This is a genomic window from Clostridium nitrophenolicum, assembly GCF_055391695.1.
This window is the reverse complement of record NZ_AP042469.1, coordinates 3,298,739-3,316,034: the sequence shown is the minus strand read 5'-3', so window position 1 is coordinate 3,316,034 and position 17,296 is coordinate 3,298,739. Positions and strand designations below refer to the sequence as shown.

The 17,296-nt window shown below is 31.2% G+C and carries 20 protein-coding genes and 1 CRISPR repeat array; of the genes, 13 read left to right on the top strand and 7 right to left on the bottom strand.

Annotation, left to right across the window (positions count from 1 at the left end):
* Positions 1 to 198 precede the first annotated feature (198 nt).
* Together ACZ5N4_RS15845 and ACZ5N4_RS15840 are read left to right on the top strand one after the other, a co-directional pair.
* Entirely contained in the window at positions 199 to 423 is a 225-nt protein-coding gene (locus ACZ5N4_RS15845; RefSeq protein WP_178910605.1) for a DUF1659 domain-containing protein, read from the top strand.
* 14 nt (positions 424 to 437) lie between these two features.
* Positions 438 to 656 carry a DUF2922 domain-containing protein gene (locus ACZ5N4_RS15840; RefSeq protein WP_464203469.1) on the top strand — a complete coding sequence of 73 codons (219 nt, stop codon included), beginning with the start codon at positions 438 to 440 and terminating at the stop codon, positions 654 to 656.
* A gap of 321 nt (positions 657 to 977) precedes the next feature.
* Here ACZ5N4_RS15840 and ACZ5N4_RS15835 read toward each other — a convergent pair whose 3' ends face one another.
* On the bottom strand, positions 978 to 1,523 hold the full coding sequence (locus ACZ5N4_RS15835; protein ID WP_464203468.1) for a DUF3231 family protein: 546 nt from the start codon (positions 1,521 to 1,523) through the stop codon (positions 978 to 980).
* Between the two features lie 156 nt (positions 1,524 to 1,679).
* Here ACZ5N4_RS15835 and ACZ5N4_RS15830 point away from each other — a divergent pair, with 156 nt between their 5' ends.
* On the top strand, positions 1,680 to 1,856 hold the full coding sequence (locus tag ACZ5N4_RS15830) for a hypothetical protein (protein ID WP_464203467.1): 177 nt from the start codon (positions 1,680 to 1,682) through the stop codon (positions 1,854 to 1,856).
* Positions 1,857 to 2,043: 187 nt separating this feature from the next.
* Here ACZ5N4_RS15830 and ACZ5N4_RS15825 read toward each other — a convergent pair whose 3' ends face one another.
* Positions 2,044 to 2,871: a hypothetical protein gene (locus ACZ5N4_RS15825; protein ID WP_464203466.1), complete on the bottom strand. Its 828-nt coding sequence runs from the start codon at positions 2,869 to 2,871 to the stop codon at positions 2,044 to 2,046.
* A gap of 231 nt (positions 2,872 to 3,102) precedes the next feature.
* On the opposite strand from ACZ5N4_RS15825, the gene ACZ5N4_RS15820 reads away from it, so the two are divergent.
* From ACZ5N4_RS15820 to ACZ5N4_RS15810, 3 genes are read left to right on the top strand one after another with little or no spacing between them, the layout of a single operon-like run.
* Positions 3,103 to 3,798 (top strand): response regulator transcription factor, encoded by a 696-nt coding sequence (locus ACZ5N4_RS15820; RefSeq protein WP_464203465.1) that lies wholly within the window; start codon positions 3,103 to 3,105, stop codon positions 3,796 to 3,798.
* Positions 3,799 to 3,810: 12 nt separating this feature from the next.
* Positions 3,811 to 5,268 (top strand): sensor histidine kinase, encoded by a 1,458-nt coding sequence (locus ACZ5N4_RS15815; protein ID WP_464203464.1) that lies wholly within the window; start codon positions 3,811 to 3,813, stop codon positions 5,266 to 5,268.
* A complete protein-coding gene (locus ACZ5N4_RS15810) occupies positions 5,258 to 6,406 on the top strand; it encodes a TolB family protein (protein ID WP_464203463.1) in 1,149 nt (382 codons plus the stop codon). Before ACZ5N4_RS15815 ends, ACZ5N4_RS15810 begins: the two co-directional genes overlap by 11 nt.
* A 298-nt stretch (positions 6,407 to 6,704) precedes the next feature.
* Here the strand turns inward: ACZ5N4_RS15810 and ACZ5N4_RS15805 are convergent, their stop codons facing one another.
* The 4 genes from ACZ5N4_RS15805 to ACZ5N4_RS15790 form a co-directional block, all read right to left on the bottom strand.
* Entirely contained in the window at positions 6,705 to 7,874 is a 1,170-nt protein-coding gene (locus ACZ5N4_RS15805; protein WP_464203462.1) for an alpha/beta hydrolase family protein, read from the bottom strand.
* An 18-nt stretch (positions 7,875 to 7,892) separates the two neighbouring features.
* Positions 7,893 to 8,555: a TetR/AcrR family transcriptional regulator gene (locus ACZ5N4_RS15800; protein ID WP_464203461.1), complete on the bottom strand. Its 663-nt coding sequence runs from the start codon at positions 8,553 to 8,555 to the stop codon at positions 7,893 to 7,895.
* A 168-nt stretch (positions 8,556 to 8,723) separates the two neighbouring features.
* Entirely contained in the window at positions 8,724 to 8,903 is a 180-nt protein-coding gene (locus ACZ5N4_RS15795; RefSeq protein WP_464203460.1) for a hypothetical protein, read from the bottom strand.
* A gap of 13 nt (positions 8,904 to 8,916) precedes the next feature.
* Entirely contained in the window at positions 8,917 to 9,165 is a 249-nt protein-coding gene (locus ACZ5N4_RS15790) for a hypothetical protein (protein ID WP_464203459.1), read from the bottom strand.
* A gap of 45 nt (positions 9,166 to 9,210) precedes the next feature.
* Here ACZ5N4_RS15790 and ACZ5N4_RS15785 point away from each other — a divergent pair, with 45 nt between their 5' ends.
* Both ACZ5N4_RS15785 and ACZ5N4_RS15780 read left to right on the top strand, forming a co-directional pair.
* Complete coding sequence (locus ACZ5N4_RS15785; protein WP_464210972.1) at positions 9,211 to 9,687, top strand: Crp/Fnr family transcriptional regulator; 477 nt, start codon at positions 9,211 to 9,213, stop codon at positions 9,685 to 9,687.
* A gap of 64 nt (positions 9,688 to 9,751) precedes the next feature.
* On the top strand, positions 9,752 to 10,552 hold the full coding sequence (locus ACZ5N4_RS15780; RefSeq protein ID WP_464203458.1) for an SDR family oxidoreductase: 801 nt from the start codon (positions 9,752 to 9,754) through the stop codon (positions 10,550 to 10,552).
* 140 nt (positions 10,553 to 10,692) lie between these two features.
* Here the strand turns inward: ACZ5N4_RS15780 and ACZ5N4_RS15775 are convergent, their stop codons facing one another.
* On the bottom strand, positions 10,693 to 10,863 hold the full coding sequence (locus tag ACZ5N4_RS15775; protein WP_464210970.1) for a hypothetical protein: 171 nt from the start codon (positions 10,861 to 10,863) through the stop codon (positions 10,693 to 10,695).
* Between the two features lie 313 nt (positions 10,864 to 11,176).
* Between ACZ5N4_RS15775 and ACZ5N4_RS15770 the strand changes: the two genes are divergently transcribed.
* The 5 genes from ACZ5N4_RS15770 to dnaB all read left to right on the top strand — a co-directional run bounded on the left by ACZ5N4_RS15770 (position 11,177) and on the right by dnaB (position 15,482).
* Positions 11,177 to 11,596: an organic hydroperoxide resistance protein gene (locus tag ACZ5N4_RS15770; RefSeq protein ID WP_464203457.1), complete on the top strand. Its 420-nt coding sequence runs from the start codon at positions 11,177 to 11,179 to the stop codon at positions 11,594 to 11,596.
* Between the two features lie 454 nt (positions 11,597 to 12,050).
* The gene (locus ACZ5N4_RS15765; protein WP_464203456.1) at positions 12,051 to 12,677 is read left to right on the top strand and encodes a hypothetical protein; all 627 of its coding nucleotides are present in this window, start codon (positions 12,051 to 12,053) and stop codon (positions 12,675 to 12,677) included.
* Positions 12,678 to 12,701: 24 nt separating this feature from the next.
* Entirely contained in the window at positions 12,702 to 13,292 is a 591-nt protein-coding gene (locus ACZ5N4_RS15760; protein ID WP_464210968.1) for a sigma-70 family RNA polymerase sigma factor, read from the top strand.
* Positions 13,279 to 14,169 (top strand): DnaD domain-containing protein, encoded by an 891-nt coding sequence (locus ACZ5N4_RS15755; RefSeq protein ID WP_464203455.1) that lies wholly within the window; start codon positions 13,279 to 13,281, stop codon positions 14,167 to 14,169. Before ACZ5N4_RS15760 ends, ACZ5N4_RS15755 begins: the two co-directional genes overlap by 14 nt.
* A gap of 11 nt (positions 14,170 to 14,180) precedes the next feature.
* The gene (gene dnaB, locus ACZ5N4_RS15750; RefSeq protein WP_464203454.1) at positions 14,181 to 15,482 is read left to right on the top strand and encodes a replicative DNA helicase; all 1,302 of its coding nucleotides are present in this window, start codon (positions 14,181 to 14,183) and stop codon (positions 15,480 to 15,482) included.
* Positions 15,483 to 15,871: 389 nt separating this feature from the next.
* Positions 15,872 to 16,434: direct repeats of the CRISPR family, unit length 30 nt; unit sequence GTTAAACCTTAACATAGGATGTATTTAAAT.
* Positions 16,435 to 17,296 lie beyond the last annotated feature (862 nt).

Here is a 17,296-nt window from a genome sequence, read left to right as displayed (position 1 = left end):
GTCAGTCGGTTCAGTGAAGTCTGAAGCTAGTGAGAAAGCCCTTATTACGGGGAGCAACGGATAGTATGTTGACAATTATAAAATTATGTAAACTAAATACAAAGTAAACTAGTTAAAAAATATATTAAATAATTTAAGCTTGCAACTACCTACATTTCCTCAAGCCGTATATATATTAAGTGAAAGGAGTTGATAAATATGGCTGCAACAGCAACAAAACTGCAGACTACACTAGTAATTAAATATAAGGATGGTGTAGATGCCAAGGGAAAAGAAATAATAAAATCACAGAGGTTTTCAAAGGTGAAAACCACAGCAACAGAGCAGGACATATACGATGTGTCCGTAGAGGTTGGAAAGCTTCTTGGAAAAACTTTAGATGAAGTTATAAGAGAAGATCAAAGTGGAATAATGAATGCCTAAGGGAGGGAAGTTAAATGAGTAAAACATTAGTTATGAACTTTTTAAACGAGTCCGGTAAAAAGACTGCTATAAGGGTTAATAATGTAAAGGAAGATATCACTGAAGCAGAAGTAAAGGCTGCCATGGATGTAATATTGGCTAAGAACATATTTGCAACCACTGGGGGAGAGCTGAAAGTTAAGGATTCAGCTCAAATTGATGACAAAAACATCACTGAATTAGCAGTTAAATAAATCTAATGCAGCTTAAAAAAGGTGGGTATAAGAATCAAATGATTCTTGTACCCACTTTTTTGTTAAAATTTCCTGATGGCTTTAGAATATGATATGGTGAACCGTACCATAAGTAACGGAGGAGTGGTTCATTGAGATTCGACGCCACCATTTAAATGTACAAACAAGAGGATAAGGTTAATTTCTAGGCGAATCCATTATTTTTAGGATTCGCCTTCTTTCCTTGTACAACTAACACCTTACGTTAGTTAAATAATATAAAAAAATTAGAAAGCAGATATTTATATTTGTTTTTCTACCCTTTTACCAACTTGTTATTAACTATTGTTGTTTTGTTTCATGATGAAGTGGTGGTGGAACTAGCCAACCTTTATCTTTCATGATTTGTAATAATGCTGCACCATCTTTTGCCTTTTTTGCACCCATTTGGCCAAATAATAATCCAACATCTTCACGAATTGATTGACTCATTCCTTGACTACTTGCTACAACACCTGCTGCTATATCAGCAGATACCATATAAGCTATTTGTGCATCTTGCAATCTAGCTCCAACTGGAATTTGTTCAAGGTCTGCTTCAGGTCTTTCTGCTGGTGTTGGCGGAACTGTTATATCGTTGTGTAGTAATACTTCTTCTATATCTTTTATTGATGGTTTGATTGATGATTCAATTACTTGTTTTAAAAATGCTTTTAATTCTTTGTCACCAGTATGATTAATAAAAACTTGATAACCGTCTAATGCACCTTTTGCAACTGATAAAGCGGTCCATAGTCCAAATACTTCTCCATAATGTAGAGGCTCATCTTGAGGATTTCCACTTAAAATTCCCATAATAATCTTACTTCCCTTCGTTAATAAATTCATACTACTCTCCTTATCATTGAATAGTCACAGTGCTATTATTTATTTTATAGTAGATTTTATACATATGAATTCTCATAGTTAAGGCTCATTTAATTTATACATGGGAAATAACTATATCAAGGAAAGTAATAAAAGATACCAGATAAGATTGCTAAATTGCAAGGGAATGGTATGATTTCGGAAGTCAATAATGATGCAACGAAAGAGGTTAAATCCTTTGAGCTAGATAATAGAAAAGCGGAAGAATCTTGTGCTTTCTTCAAAAAGTACGATAGAGATGGATGTGAGTTATATCTAAATTATCCTATCAAGCAGATGACAAAAAATTATTAGATATAAATTTGACAAGCGGGAACTTAATTTGTATAACGAAGGAATTAGAAATACAAGTGGTTGGATTTAAGAGTATAAAAGTATAAAGTCTGTGTACCTGCTTTGGATATCTATTTTTAAGTATACCCATCAGAAGGTTTACACAGACTTATTTATACACTCAAATAGTTAGCTACTTTTAATATTACTAACCTTTTGCATTTTCGTCGTAATTAAAGTCAGGAAGTTGTTTTAAATTTACTCCATTTGTGTCAAATAGATTTTCAGGAGAAATTACATATTTAAATTCATATACATCAGTATTTATTAAGCTCATAGTTCCATTAGCTTCTTCATATTTTTCTACTCTAATTGGAAGTCCTGTAGTAGCATCAATATAAGCAACTTCTTTTATAGTCACTTTAGGTTGAGCCAAAAGCTCTGCTTTAGATAATTTGCCAGCATTTTTAGTTGGTATAGATTTATAAGTTTTATAAACTTTGTTAAGTGTTTTTCCATCTTCAGACTTAATAGTTCCATCGGCAGTCCATTCTGAGGATGCATATTTTGCTCTCAAAGCTGTAAAAGAATTGTACTTATTGAATAAGGAATTATTATATTCAGCTCCCTTTTGGTTAACAGCTTCAAATTCACCATTTGTTACTTTACCATTTTCATCTCTTTGAAGCATAACTATTGTTCTACCACTGTCCTTTGTATAGGTACTGTTATAAGCTTCTACTTTTCCATCTCTTTTTATTATGTTATCCATTCTTGAATCAAAGGTCTTAGGGTCAGTCCAGCTTTCAAAAATTACACCTTCGCTGCCGTCAGCTCTTAATGTAGCTACTTTAGTATGCTCAATGCGTCCTTGACTATTTGTTGGGTCCTTTGCTATCTCAGATAATTCAGTAGCCTTACTTTCTACTTGAGGTTTAGTATTTGGTTTTGAGGTAGTGTTTGGTGCAGCATAAACACCTATGGAAGTAGTTAAAAGTGATACTGCAATAGCAGCTGTAATGAATGTTTTTTTCATAAAAATCAATCTCCTTTTATTATTAATCAAACTATATAATTTTAAGGTATCTTAGTTTAAAACTTTAATCATAATCACCGCCTACATTTATAACACTAAGAATAACCTTATACATTTATTATAAAATCCAAATGTTTCATAGATTACGGCAGTTGTATCTAAGTTGTAAAATCTATAGATTTTTATTATTTAATTGCAGAAAATAAGTTATTATAAATTGGGAGGCGAGCTATGGAACAGAGAAAAATTCTTATTATTGAAGATGAAGAGTATATATCAGATTTATTATCCTATTCACTGAAAAGAGAGGGGTTTATAATCAGAGTTGCTTCAAATGGAGAGAAAGGTTTAGAACTAGTACAGGATTTTAAACCTAATATGCTGATACTGGATTTAATGCTGCCAGACATAAGCGGCTTTGAAATATGTAAAAAGGTTTCAAAGGAATATACCATACCTATTGTAATGATCACTGCAAAGTCAGATACAATTGATAAAATCCTCGGGATAGAACTAGGAGCAGATGATTATATTACAAAACCTTTTGATATGAGAGAAGTAATTGTTAGAATAAAAGCTATTTTTAGAAGAATAGGATTAACCTCTGAAGCAATAGAAACAGAGAAATTTGAGGCAATTAAAGTTTCTAATTATATTGAGATATATAAAGAAAAAAGAGAAGTATTAAAAAACAACTCAAAAGTTGAACTTACAAATAAAGAATATGATTTATTATTATTTTTAGCAGAAAATAAAGGAAGGGTTTTTTCAAGGTCAGAGCTGTTAGATAAGGTATGGGGCTTTGAATTTGTAGGAGATACTAGAACAGTAGATATTCACGTTCAAAGGTTAAGAAAAAAGCTAGATGAGAATAAAAGTACATCTTTTATAGAAACAGTTTTTCGCATCGGCTATAAGCTTATATAAGAAGGTGGAGTTATGAAATATTCAATACAAAATAAAATATTAATTTGGTTTTCTATAATAATTTTTGTAGGACTATCTTCACTTCTTATTGTCTCTTATAAAATAACGGAACAAAATACTGCACATATAATAGAAAATGACATGATAAGAGTGAAGAAAAATTTAGATCTATATTTAAAACAGCACTTCTTAATTAATAATAAGGAGTTTAATGAAGCTAATCTTTTAGAAGATGCAGATGCAATTTCAAGAGAATTGAGCTTTCAAATTGGGAATACTGTAGAGATTTATAATTCTCATGGAGAAAAGATTTCAAACTTTTTAAGTCCAGAAAGTATAAAAAGTGATGATCTTTCAAAAGCAATTAAAGGTCAGATAGCTTATACCATAAATTATATAGGGGGAAAAGTAATAGTTAGTCTTTCTTACCCTGTAGAAATAAATAATAATGCAATTGGAATTATAAGATATAATAAGGATTATTCGGAACTCTATGTGTACAGCAATAGATTTAAGTATGTCATTAATATTTTTGCAGCGGTGATATTCATCATTGTGTTTATTGGATCAATAATTATCTCTCGGCAAATAGCAAAGCCTATAATCGAGCTCACTAAAGGCTCAGAACAGGTATCTAAAGGAGATTTTGATTTAAATATAAATATAAATTCTAAAGATGAAATTGGTGAACTTGCAAATAGGTTTAAAATAATGGTAGATAGAATTAAGGAACAGATAGCAATAATAAATAGAGATAGAGATAATCTAAAAGAGGCACAAAAGCAGAATAAAACTTTTTTTGATAATGCAACCCACGAACTCAAAACACCTTTAACTACAATATTAGGTTATGCTCAAATAATAAAAGAAAATGGTTTTAACGATAAAGAATTTTTTGATAAGGGAACTTCTTATATTATTAATGAAAGCAAAAGGCTAAATAATATGGTAGTTGAAATACTGGATTTATCGACAGCTGCTTCAAAAGATATAAGCTATAACATGGAAAAAATAGACCTATCAAAACTTATTTTAAACACTTGTGAGGAGATGAACATAAAGGGAAGAAAGTACAATATAAAAGTACAGCCTAAGGTTCAAGAAAATATCTTTATAAAAGGTGATAATGATAAATTAAGAGAAGTGCTAGTTAACTTGATTGACAACTCTATAAAATACGGAAATGTTAACTCCACTGTAGAGGTAGAGGCATACAGTGAATGGAAATATACTTACTTAAAGGTTAAGGATAAGGGAATTGGAATAGAAAAAGAACATTTAAACAACTTGTTTGAACCCTTTTATAGAATTTCTCAGAAGGAAATAAGAGAGAAGGGAAGTGCTGGGCTAGGACTTTCTATAGTAAAAAATATAGTTAAAAAACATAACGGATGTATAGAGATAAAAAGTACTATCAATGAAGGTACAGAAGTTATTGTTAAATTTAAAGGTGAGAGTCATGAAAAGTAAATTTAATAAGAATAGTATTTACGTTATTTTGATTTTAGTGATTTTTATAGTATCTTTCTATTTTGTGAGCTATATTTATACCTTGAATAGCAGAAAGAATAGAACTATTGTATTAGAAAAAAGCCTATTTAATAGTAATTTACCAAATGGCAAAGCAGAGGAGCTTCGTGTAGAAAATGTATCAAAGCTAGATACAAATTATATATTTTTTGATATTAATGTATTAGATAACGATACTATTATATTCAAAACCTTAGATAAGAATAACAATGAAAAGATATCTATGCTGGATATTGATAATAACAAACTCACTGAAATTTATAAAAAAGATAGCGGCGATTTTAATCATTTAGCTATATCAGAAGACGGAAAGAAAATCATATATTCCGACTTCATAAAAGAAATAAATAATCGGAAGACATACTTATATGATGTTAATACAAAACAAAATACTGAAGTTATTACTAATGGGTCTTATGCTAATTTAATTATAAACAACAACAAGTACATTGGTGTTGATGATAATGATTTATTTATAAAGGATTTAATTACTGGTGAAGTAAATAATTTGGCACCTGCCACCATAAAGGGTATTACGCAGACCAGTGCACCTAAGGCTAAAGAAATGTATTCTTTGAAATCATCACAAGATGAAAATACTGTATATTGCATTTACCAGGGAATTAAACCTATTAGCACTGAAACAAAAGCAAGGATACTTAAAATCAACTTACAAAACAAAGAGACTTCAGAAGATATTATAGAAGGAACTGTATATGATCTTATACCTCTAAATGATGGGAATTTCATATTTACTGGCAACATCCAAGGAACTGATGGGATTTTTATATATAACGTTAAAGGCAAAAGTTACAAGAACTTAAAGCAAGGAAATATAAATAACATCGGAATAACAGAAGATAATAAAAAAATTGCCTATAATATTTCTGATAATAATGGGGTTTCTGAGCTGCATGCAGCACTTTTTAATAAGGATAAAATAGAGGCAGATACTACTGTTTACAGCAACGCTAGGTATGGAAATAGTTTAAAATGGAGCAAGGATGGGAAGAGGCTTTTCTATTTTACTGGGTATAATGGGGGGAGCACGATATATAGGTTTTCGTTTAAGGAGTGAATGAACTTAGAATAGGATGAAGTGAACCGTACCATAAATGACGTATGCTTTTTGTTTAAGCATTACAAGACTTAGGGTTTTGCGTAATAATATAGTTAATATTTATTGCAATAGACGTATTAAGGACTTACAGTCATAAAGTAAGTCCTTAATACGTCAATAAAAAAGATTATGCAAAATGGAGCTCTTATCTAGCCACATTTAAACCAATTTATATAAAACTATTAATATTTTTGTATAATTAATTTGTACTATTTGATGGCTGAATTGTCACAGTGTTTAAAATAGGCCTTTAGAATCATATGCCTGAGTTTTTAAGCCAGTTGAATATTTGATGTTGGGCCCAAAGCAGATTGTTAACCTGACAGTGGGCATCGGCTCCTGTTGCTGAATCAAATTCTATAATCTTTGATGCAGGCTGCTTAGTTTTTAAAGCATCGTAAATAATCCTTGCTTGACGTATCATTTCTTCATCTTCACTTAGGCCTGCAAGAAATAATGATGGTACATTTATCTTTGAATAATCTGCTACACCTATATCTGCAAAAGTTTGCAATATGTTTGTGAGGCCACCAGGACCAAATTGCCAAGCATATTTCTTTAATGCTAATTCGAGCATAGGATTTAAATTATTAGCTTTTCCAATTAATGCTGGTATAGCCCTTTCAATTGTTAATTTGAAATCAAATACAGGAGTACTTGCAATCCAAGCATCCAGCTTCTTGCCAGCTGCAACCAGCATTGTGGTGAAATATCCACCACCGCTATAGCCCGACAAAATCTTTTTACCTTTAAAGCCCATATCATCAATCTTGTCAAGTATTGCTGATAGTGCATTTACAGTATCTCTACCAAAGTGCATACCATCATATGGAGTTTTTCCCTGTCCTGGCAAGTCTACAAGCAGAACGTTATAACTGCGTTTTAAAGCTGCAGATCCACCGAAAAAGTAAAGATCTTCTCTAAAAGTGTCACCACCACCTATTACTATAAATAACGGTTTTTCATATTTAAGAGGTGTTGTAATATATGCAGGGAGACTTTTTCCATTAAAATCAAAATTATATGATTCCAGACCAGTTTCCCACATTTTCATTGCCTTCTGAAACGTATTCTCCATTTTCTGTACAGTATTCATCGCTTGATCTGTTGTAGGATCACACATATGGAGCACTGCTCTAGCTGCTTGTGTACAAGCTAGATATTTAATGCCAGCACCTTCATTATCCCCAGTCTTAGCACATTCTAATGCCAGCTTTTCCTGATAGTTTATCACATTTGTGAATTCATCTGCCCATGACTCTGGGTTTCCGTCTTCAATTTTGTTAAGGCAATCATATATTTCACCAACAGACAATCCGCCTATTTGACTGTAACCAAGAAGCCAACCAGCAGCAAAGTCCATTGTACCGTTATCGAAATAGTAATGATGTGTCTGTCTTTTGCCTACATCTTGTTGTTTCTCCATGGTAGATTCCTCCTTTATTTATTCTGATATTTTAGTAAGCTTATTAAGCATATCGCTCTTAACTAGATTTATTTTGCCTTTGCATATGCCTAAGGATCTAGTGAATATTAATTCCAGCGCCTCAATATGCCTCTTAATTTTAATTTCCTGTTCCTTAGTTTCTACTTCTAAACCATATAAGTCATATAAAGAAGCTATAGCCATAAATAGCAATCTAACAGTTTCTTCAGGATACTCTACCTTCATATAGCCTTCTGAAATACCCTGCTCTACTATTCTTGTAAATGCCGGAACATACTTTTCCCACATCATTATATTGTGCTTATGAAACTGTGGATTTACATCACGCTCTTTATAAAAGCCTTGTATAATCTTTGCCTTAGGCATTTTTAATTGGAATTGCTTATTAGAAAATATTTGGAACTTCTGCTCTGCATTAATACCTTCCATTTCAGCTAGTTCTTCGATAGACTGTACAGACTGATCAGTTATCTTATCAATAATACCCATAAAAACTTCATTTTTAGATTTGAAATGATGGTAAAATCCACCTTTGGATAAACCTGTTCTCTGCAAGATATCATCAACAGTTGTATCTTCATATCCTTTCTCTAAAAACAATTCCTCCGCAACTTGCATTATTTCATTTTTCCTAACTTCTGGGTCTTTATGTCGAGGCATTTTATCACTCCTTTTTAAAACCGACGTCGGTCTGTACAGTTAGAATAGCATAGCTAAAAAATCATGTCAATAATATTGTTGCAAAACTAAAATATTTATCCTCATTGGTAAGATAGGAGTGGTCGAATCTGTAGTATTCCAATAACATAGTATAAATAAAATAAATTATTAAATATGAAATATATGAGAAATTGAATTTATAATAAGTATGATTCCTATAAATCTAAGTGGAACTCTTGGAAGTGTTCCATCTTTTTTAAAGATTAACATAACAAGTTTTTTCATAAAGACATTTATTAAAATTCCTGCAATTAATGCAATTATATTTAAAATTAAATTTAAATCCACTTTTAAATTCCCCCTATGCCCTTTCGGCTCTAATTTTAATATTTAATAAAACATAAGATATTGTTAGACCTAAAACTCCTGCTGCTGCAAGTATAATTATTGAAGGTAGTTCAGAGGTAATGGAAGCATTATTAAAAGTAATATCAGTAATAGACTTTATTGCCCAAGATTCTGGTGTGAATTTGGAAATAACCTGCATAGTGCTTGAGGCAATTTCATCTATTGAGAAGAAGGAGCCTCCAAGTATTCCTGTTAGTGCCATTACTATTGCTCCAATTATTGTAAAGCTTTGCTGTTTTTTAAGGATATGTTCTTTTTACGAGAAGGTGAAAGCTCTACCGAAATAGGGTTCATTATTAAGGGGGTTTTTCGTTCCTATTATATTGATAAAATAGGCAATGATATAACAAAGTATTTTTATGCAGAAGGTGGGATACTATTCTCTTATGTGGCATATCTATCTCAAAAAGAATCTATGTATTACATACAAGCATTGGAAGACAGTGAAATTCTTGTAGCTAAGATTTCCGATTTTGAGAAAATAGTCGAAGGAAATTATCAGCTACTTTTATTTTACAAAAAAATGATTGATAGCGTCCTTGTTGCGAAAGAAGAACATGCAATTAGTTTTAAATTATTAAACAGCATGAAACGCTATAAACAATTCCTTGCTGCATATCCAGGCTTGGAAAGGCGTCTTAAACAATGTCATATTGCCTCCTATTTAGGAATAACCCCTGTATCCCTTAGCAGAATAAGAAAAAAATCAAATCTTAACAAATGATAATGCAAGGAATCTCCAAGTGATTTATGATGTAGCTAAGTTTTATTATTGGAGGTTGATTGCTATGAAAAATGAAATAGTTATTTTAATTACAGGATGCTCCACAGGAATTGGGAGAGAGCTCTGTAAGATATTATTTGACAAAGGATATACGGTCGTTGCAACAGCGAGAAATGTGGAAGCCTTAAAAGATTTGCCTGCATCCTTGAAAGTATCGCTGGATGTCACCCAAAAAGAGTCCATTTATGCAGCAATAAACGAAGTCATATCTAGATTTCATAAAATTGATATTCTCGTAAATAATGCGGGTTATTCAGTTAGAGGAGCTTTGGAAGAAATTAACGTAAATAGTGCTAAAAGTATGTTTGATGTAAATGTATTTGGCATAATTAACATGATTCAGGCAGTTGTTCCAGAAATGCGTAAAAAACGATCTGGTAAGATTGTAAACATTGGCTCGATTTCAGGAAAATTTGTTCAACCGATTAATGGGGCTTATTGCGCATCGAAATTTGCAGTTGAGGCATTAAGCGATGCATTGCGTTTAGAATTGCACAGCTATAATATCCAGACAACCGTCATCGAACCGGGACCCATGAAAACTAATTTCTTTAAGACATTAGCTGATAATTCAAGTAATCTTATGTCGAATTCAAATTCTTGCTATTCCCGTTTTTATGAATCAGATGCTAAATATAGAAACAAGCAAAAACAAGCTGATCCTAAAGAAGCAGCAAAAGCCATCAGTGATATAATTTTGAAAAGACGACTTAATTCCCGTTATAAAGTTGCTGTTCCATTTACATATAGTATGATCACACATTTTCCTGATTCTCTAAAGGAATACTTTATGAAAAAGCTATAGGTGGATGCAAATAAAGTATCTAGAAAAATTTCTGATGAAGCACACAAGAATAATAAACTATACACTATAACACCAGACTTTGTTTTGGTGTTATTCTCTTTTTGTATTAAGAAATAGGAGGTTTATCAACATGGAAACAATTAAAATTCATCTTCTTTATCGTTCTTGATTTTATCAAATAGAACTTTAAGCCATTCTATATGTTTCATTTCTTCCTTCGATAAGTATAAGAATTCGTTTTTAACCTCTTCTGAAATTCCTTCTTTCTCGGCAGCTAGTTTATAAAATTCAGTACCTTCAATTTCATTGATGATAACTTGCTTTATTAATTGAATTATATTACTTGTGTCAGAATTTTTAAATAGTTTTATAGTTCAAAAGCAAATAAACTTTTTAGTTATAAAAGTTTTATCAAAACCGATGTGAGGTTCGGCTCAATGAGAGAAAAGCCTACTATGGAATCTTAATATAATCAAATTGGAATAATCTTAAAATAATTAAATCATGTTGATTTAATGGAATAATTATGATATATTAGATGTATAATAAATATTATTAATTAATAAATAATATTGAATGTGAGATTGATTTTATTTAGAAAACTTATAAAAGGGAGGTAAAATTATGAAAACTTTATATGAGGCAACTATGATTAATGTAGGAGCTAGAAAAGGACGAGTTTATTCGCCAGATATGTCTTTTAATTTAGATGTAGCTATGCCAAAAGAACTAGGGGGAGAGGAAACAACATTAACAAATCCTGAGCAACTTTTTGCAGCTACTTATAGTACTTGTTTTAATGGTGCATTGGAAGTTGTTTTGCAAAAATCTAGGGTAGAGTTTGAAAAAACTACTGTTACAGCAAGTGTATCCTTAGTAGAAGATCCAGAGGATAAGGGATTAAAAATAGCTGTAAAACTGCAAGTATCAATTGACGGAGTTGAAAAAGAAAAAGCAATAAAATATGTAAATATAGCTCACAAAAACTGTCCATATTCAAAAGCAATTAGAGGAAATGTAGATGTAGTAATAGAAGTTGTTTAAAAGCAAATTGTAAGTTAACTTTTCTATAGACTATTTTAGTCTTATAAGGAGAAGTTAACTTTTTATTTTTTGCTATAAAAAAGGTGGGTACAAGAATCAAAAGATTCTTGTACCCACTTTTTTTGTTTAAATTTCCTGCAAAAATCATATGACAAAAGAGAAATTATACCGGTGAAAAAATTAAAGAAAAAAATAGTTTTAGTTGTAATTATAGGCTGATTTGTAGACTTAAATAAGTGCTTTTTAATGAAATGGTATAAAATTGAAAACTAATATCGCAAAATGTATAATCGTAAAAGAATTTGCTTTTCAAATCGTGTCCGAATTTTATTAAAAAACGTGCTCTGTATAAGTAGAAGGGTTTTTAAAAAACAATAATTATAAAACATTTCCTTCTTAAAAAATATATAAAGAAGGAAACATAGACAAAATTTAAATGCAAAGGAGTAAAAATATGAAGATTAAGGTGTTAACTGAAAGAGAAAAGGATGAAATACTGAATTGGATTAAAAGGAAAAAGTTTTCTAAATTAAATAACTTATGTATAGCTTTTAATGAATTTATAAGAAATCTATACAAGAAATATATAAGGCATAAATATAGGTTATTACTTGATGATTTTAGATCAGAATGTTATTTGATGATTCTAGATTGTGCAAAAAATTTTAAAGGAAGTACTTTTGGTCAGTTGGTTAACTACATAGAAGAAACAGTATGTAAAAGAGTACTTACAATAAGTAAGAAGCATAAAAAATTTTGTAAAAAAGATATTCTAGGAGATTTTGAGGATAACTCAGCCTATGAAAATTATCTTTTTCTTATAGATTTCGAAGAGCAGCTATTGAGCACAATGACTCTGGAAAGTAATTGTGATAGATATTTATGCGGAGAAATATCCGAATATGAGCTAGAGCTATTGAAAGAATTTATTTATGGTGGAGATTTAAAAGCTTTTGCTGAGCGCAGAGGGGTTAAGTATGAAAGTGTTATGAGAGCTTTAAATAGAGCTAAGGAAAAGGTTAAGAAAATAATGGAGGATTTACATATTAACAGTACTTATGATGATTATGTTTTACCTTAATTTAATAATGAGGGGGTTTTTGAAATTAATGGTAACAAAATAATTGAGCTCATTATAAAGGCAAAAGAAGGGGATAAGACTGCTATGGAGGAGATAATAAAAAGGTATACGCCTTTTGTTATTAAAACCGCCAGAAGCATATATGTAAAGGGTTACGATATTGAAGATTTAGTACAAATAGGACAAGCATCAATAATCAAGGCTGTAAACATGTATGATACTGAAAGAGAAAATGCTTTTACCACCTATGTGTTCAATACAGTAAGAAGAACTTTATATTTACTTATAAGGAGCAGTGTAAAAGAAGCAAAATGCTGCAGTTTACAGAGTTTGAATAATGAGGGCTATGAACTTATAGATGCTTTAGCAGGCGAAGATGATATTGAAGAAGATATGGTTAAAAAAGAGGAAAAAGCTATGCTTGCTAGCGCTTTAAGGAAGCTTAATGAACAGGAAAAAGAGATTATCTACTGGTTTTACTTTGAAAGCAGAAGTCTAAGGGACTATGCAAATTTAAAGGGGATATGTTATAAGGCAGCTGGAGATAGAAAGAAAAAGGCACTTATGAAACTTAAAAAATGTTTAGAGGGGATGGATTTTAATGGCATTATTTAGACAGGTAAGAACAGGTTTTTGGCAGGATGGTTTTATATTAGGACTTAAACCAGAGGAAAAGTATTTTTATATGTATATTATGACAAACGCAAGAACTACACAATGCGGCATATTTAAATTAGTAAAGCCTCTTGCTCAGCTTGAACTTGGCTATGATGGAGAAACTTTGGACAGGCTTTTAAAAAGTTTCAGGGACTATGGAAAAATTGATTACTGCGAAGAAACAGATGAGATTATGATAACAAATTGGGCTAAATATAATTTTATAATCAGCAAAAATACAATAATATGTATAAACAAAGAGCTTAAAGAAGTTAAAAATAAAGAATTTGTAAAAAGAATGTACAGAATATGTTTGGAAAGGAATCATCCTGTAAAAGATATTTTTAACGGCATTGTAGTTGATGGTTTAAAAATTGAAAAAGAATCGGATAATGCTTTTTTAGAAACTGAAAGTGAAGAAATGGATTCTTTAAAAGCAGATAAAGAGGGGCTTTCAAGCCCTTTTGAAGCCCCTTATAAGCCCCTGGGGGAAGAAGAAATAAAAGAAGAAATATATATAAATAAATCTTATAATAAACAAAAAGTAATGAATAAAAGTATAAGTAGAATTCTATTAGAGTTTAGTAAAAATATTAAGAAAGCCTCTAAAGCTGAAATAGAAAAATTTATTCAATGGAGAAAGGATTTTGAAGAAGAGGTTATAATAAAAGCTATTGAACAAGCGGTTAAGTATAAAGCAAAGCATATTGGATACATTGAAAGCATTATTAAAAGTTGGGCAGCAGAGGGCATTACCACGATGAAAGAGCTGATGAAAAAACTTGATAGACCTAAGGCTAGAGTTAACTTTGATGCCTATAGGTATGTGGATTAGGGGGTGGCATTTTGAATATAGAAAAAATGTACAACCTTGACGCGGAGAAAAATGTGCTGTCCTCTATATTTATGAATAATGACAGCATATGTGAAGTGATAGACCTGATAAAAGCAGAGGATTTTTACAGCTCAAATAATAGAATAATATATAAAAATTTAGTGGAAATGCAGGACAAGAGGATACCTATTGATATCGTGACTTTTTGTGATAGGATGGGGGAAACTCTAAAGGAAATAGGTGGAGTAAGCTATATAACTGAGATTATAAATAGCAGTATTACAGCCACAAATATAAAGAGATACGGACAGATTGTAAAGGAAAAATCAAACTATAGAGAGCTTATGAAAATTTTTGAAAGCTCTATGGAAAAGCTTAAAAAAGCTGAAGATTCCACGGATGAGGTAATAGATTACGCTCAAAATTCCCTTATGAAACTAGACTCTTCGGAAGCAAAGGATACCGGAGAAATGCTGCCTATTATGGACAAGTATATGGACACTTTGCAGGCTAGATATGAAAAAGGTGAAGCTGTTCAAGGAGTGAAAACAGGATATAAATCTCTAGATAAAATGCTTGGAGGACTCCAAAAGGAAGACCTAGTAATACTTGCAGCAAGACCTTCTATGGGAAAGACTGCGACAGCACTTAATATAATTTTAAACTCTGTTTTTAAAGAAAAAGCAAAAGTAGCTTTCTTTAATTTAGAGATGGGTCCAATACAAATTATAGATAGAGTGCTGTCAATATATACAGCAATTCCTATGGATAAAGTAAAAAAGGCAGATTTAACGGATAAGCAGTGGTGTGCAGTCACCAAAGCCGCAGCAGTTTTTGCGGGTTCTAATATGAAAATCTATAATAGAATTTATAAGATAAACCTTATAAAAAGTGAGTGCAGAAAGCTTAAGATAAAAGAAGGTCTGGATATAGTTGTGATAGATCATCTCCAGCTTATTGAAGGTGTAAAAGGTGCGGAAAATAGAAATGTTGAGGTTTCCAAGATCACAAGAGAACTGAAGCTTATGGCAAAGGAACTTGATATAACTGTACTTTTGGTCTCTCAGCTTTCTAGAGCGCCAGAGGGTAGAGGTGACCACAGGCCTAGACTTTCGGATTTGAGGGAGTCGGGGAGTATAGAGCAGGACGCGGATATTGCTATGCTTTTATATAGGGATGATTATTATAACGAGGATTGTGAGGAGAAGGGGGTTATTGAGTGTATGGTAGCGAAGAATAGGAATGGAGAGCTGGGGACGGCGAGGTTTAGGTGGATACCGGAGATACAGAGGATTTGTGCATTGAACACTTAGCGAAGATGAGCGCAGCGAAATCTGAGTTTAGTGTGAAAGCCCATCTTGCGGAGAGAAGCGGAGGAAGATGTTCCTTGAAAGAACGCTTAGTGAAGGCGAGTGTAGCGAAGTCTGAGTTTAGCGTGAAAGTCCGCATTACGGAGTGAAGCGGAGTAATGTGTTCCTTAAGTACAAGTAAATATTGAAATTTATCATCACATTTGTAATTATATTTTACCAACCACAATTATAAATAAAGTAGCTCTAATACCTTGAATTATAAGCCTTAGGGCTACTTTTTAGATCTGCATTTGAAAATAATGAAATCACCTGGCAAATTTTTTGAGAAAGTCTTTATTTTCAATACATTAAAGGTTATAATGAAGAATAAGAATGGCTATTTTACAGTAGTTAAACCTTAACATAGGATGTATTTAAATTGTCCTGTATATCAGCCACGCCACTAGGTAAGGATTTGTTAAACCTTAACATAGGATGTATTTAAATTTTCAGAACCAAATCTTGCTGCTATACTCATACCATGTTAATCCTTAACATAGGATGTATTTAAATTTATCAATTATGTTTCTAGCTGCCAAACTTATTCTAGTTAAACCTTAACATAGGATGTATTTAAATTAGTGAAAGCATTTGTCAACGTAGTTATGGAAGGATGTTAAACCTTAACATAGGATGTATTTAAATTTTGCTTTAAAGGATTTACCTGTTGACTGAGTAAATTGTTAAACCTTAACATAGGATGTATTTAAATTTGAAATATTGATGTAAATCATTGATATTTTTATATTGTTAAACCTTAACATAGTATGTATTTAAATTTAAAAGCAAATAAAAAAAGACCTTTGTATTCGGTCAGTTAAACCTTAACATAGGATATATTTAAATAATTTACCTTCAACCTCTGCAGTAGCTTTTTTTTGCAGTTAAACCTTAACATACGATGTATTTAAATCAATCTTGTGCTTTATCAGTTTCATAAGTATTTATAGTTGAACCTTAACATGTGATGTAAGTATCTCTAGATAAAAATTACACTTAACCAGATGTAGTCACAAATAAAATACCTCTAAATTCTTCAACTGTAAGCTTTAGAGATACTTTTCGGTTCTGTATTTAAAAATAAAAAAACGTCTGGTAAATTTTTAAGGAAGTCTTTATTCTAAATGATTTCAAAGGCATAATAGAGTTATGAGTGGTTATTTTACAGTAGTTTAACCATAATATGTGATGCATTTAGATCGAAGAACATGGTCCATGCGCTCTTCTAGTTGAACCATAATATGAGATGTATTCAGGTAATTCTACATTACCAACATATTGGAATATAGAATTGAAAAAAACTCCTAGAATTTAGATCTAGGAGACAACTTTATTTTCAATATTGTAAGGGATATAATAGAGTTGATGAGTGACTGTTTCACAGTAGTTGAACGTTAACATGAGATGTATTTAAATTAGAGTAGCATGAATGTATTATGATTAATTTTTAGTTGAACGTTAACATGAGATGTATTTAAATTCTACAGAAGTAATAAGAATCATTAATTGTTCAATAGTTAAATCACAAGATAGGATGTATTTAAATTCTGGGAATTGTATTTATGCTGTATTACTACCTAAAGTTAAACCATAACATATGATGTAGTTATCTTTGCATAAAAATTATATTTTACCAACTACAATTATAAATAAAGTAGCTCTAATATCTTGAATTATAAGCCTTAGAGCTACTTTTTAGATCTGCATTTGAAAATAATAAAATCACCTGGTAAATTTTTTGAGAAAGTCTTTATTTTCAATACATTAAAGGTTAT

Bases quoted from the DNA above. Each gene is read 5' to 3' on its own strand.
- ACZ5N4_RS15845 (WP_178910605.1), top strand. From the start codon at position 199: ATGGCTGCAACAGCAACAAAACTGCAGACTACACTAGTAATTAAATAT.
- ACZ5N4_RS15840 (WP_464203469.1), top strand. From the start codon at position 438: ATGAGTAAAACATTAGTTATGAACTTTTTAAACGAGTCCGGTAAAAAG.
- ACZ5N4_RS15835 (WP_464203468.1), bottom strand. From the start codon at position 1,523: ATGAATTTATTAACGAAGGGAAGTAAGATTATTATGGGAATTTTAAGT.
- ACZ5N4_RS15825 (WP_464203466.1), bottom strand. From the start codon at position 2,871: ATGAAAAAAACATTCATTACAGCTGCTATTGCAGTATCACTTTTAACT.
- ACZ5N4_RS15820 (WP_464203465.1), top strand. From the start codon at position 3,103: ATGGAACAGAGAAAAATTCTTATTATTGAAGATGAAGAGTATATATCA.
- ACZ5N4_RS15815 (WP_464203464.1), top strand. From the start codon at position 3,811: ATGAAATATTCAATACAAAATAAAATATTAATTTGGTTTTCTATAATA.
- ACZ5N4_RS15810 (WP_464203463.1), top strand. From the start codon at position 5,258: ATGAAAAGTAAATTTAATAAGAATAGTATTTACGTTATTTTGATTTTA.
- ACZ5N4_RS15805 (WP_464203462.1), bottom strand. From the start codon at position 7,874: ATGGAGAAACAACAAGATGTAGGCAAAAGACAGACACATCATTACTAT.
- ACZ5N4_RS15800 (WP_464203461.1), bottom strand. From the start codon at position 8,555: ATGCCTCGACATAAAGACCCAGAAGTTAGGAAAAATGAAATAATGCAA.
- ACZ5N4_RS15790 (WP_464203459.1), bottom strand. From the start codon at position 9,165: ATGGCACTAACAGGAATACTTGGAGGCTCCTTCTTCTCAATAGATGAA.
- ACZ5N4_RS15785 (WP_464210972.1), top strand. From the start codon at position 9,211: ATGTTCTTTTTACGAGAAGGTGAAAGCTCTACCGAAATAGGGTTCATT.
- ACZ5N4_RS15780 (WP_464203458.1), top strand. From the start codon at position 9,752: ATGAAAAATGAAATAGTTATTTTAATTACAGGATGCTCCACAGGAATT.
- ACZ5N4_RS15770 (WP_464203457.1), top strand. From the start codon at position 11,177: ATGAAAACTTTATATGAGGCAACTATGATTAATGTAGGAGCTAGAAAA.
- ACZ5N4_RS15765 (WP_464203456.1), top strand. From the start codon at position 12,051: ATGAAGATTAAGGTGTTAACTGAAAGAGAAAAGGATGAAATACTGAAT.
- ACZ5N4_RS15755 (WP_464203455.1), top strand. From the start codon at position 13,279: ATGGCATTATTTAGACAGGTAAGAACAGGTTTTTGGCAGGATGGTTTT.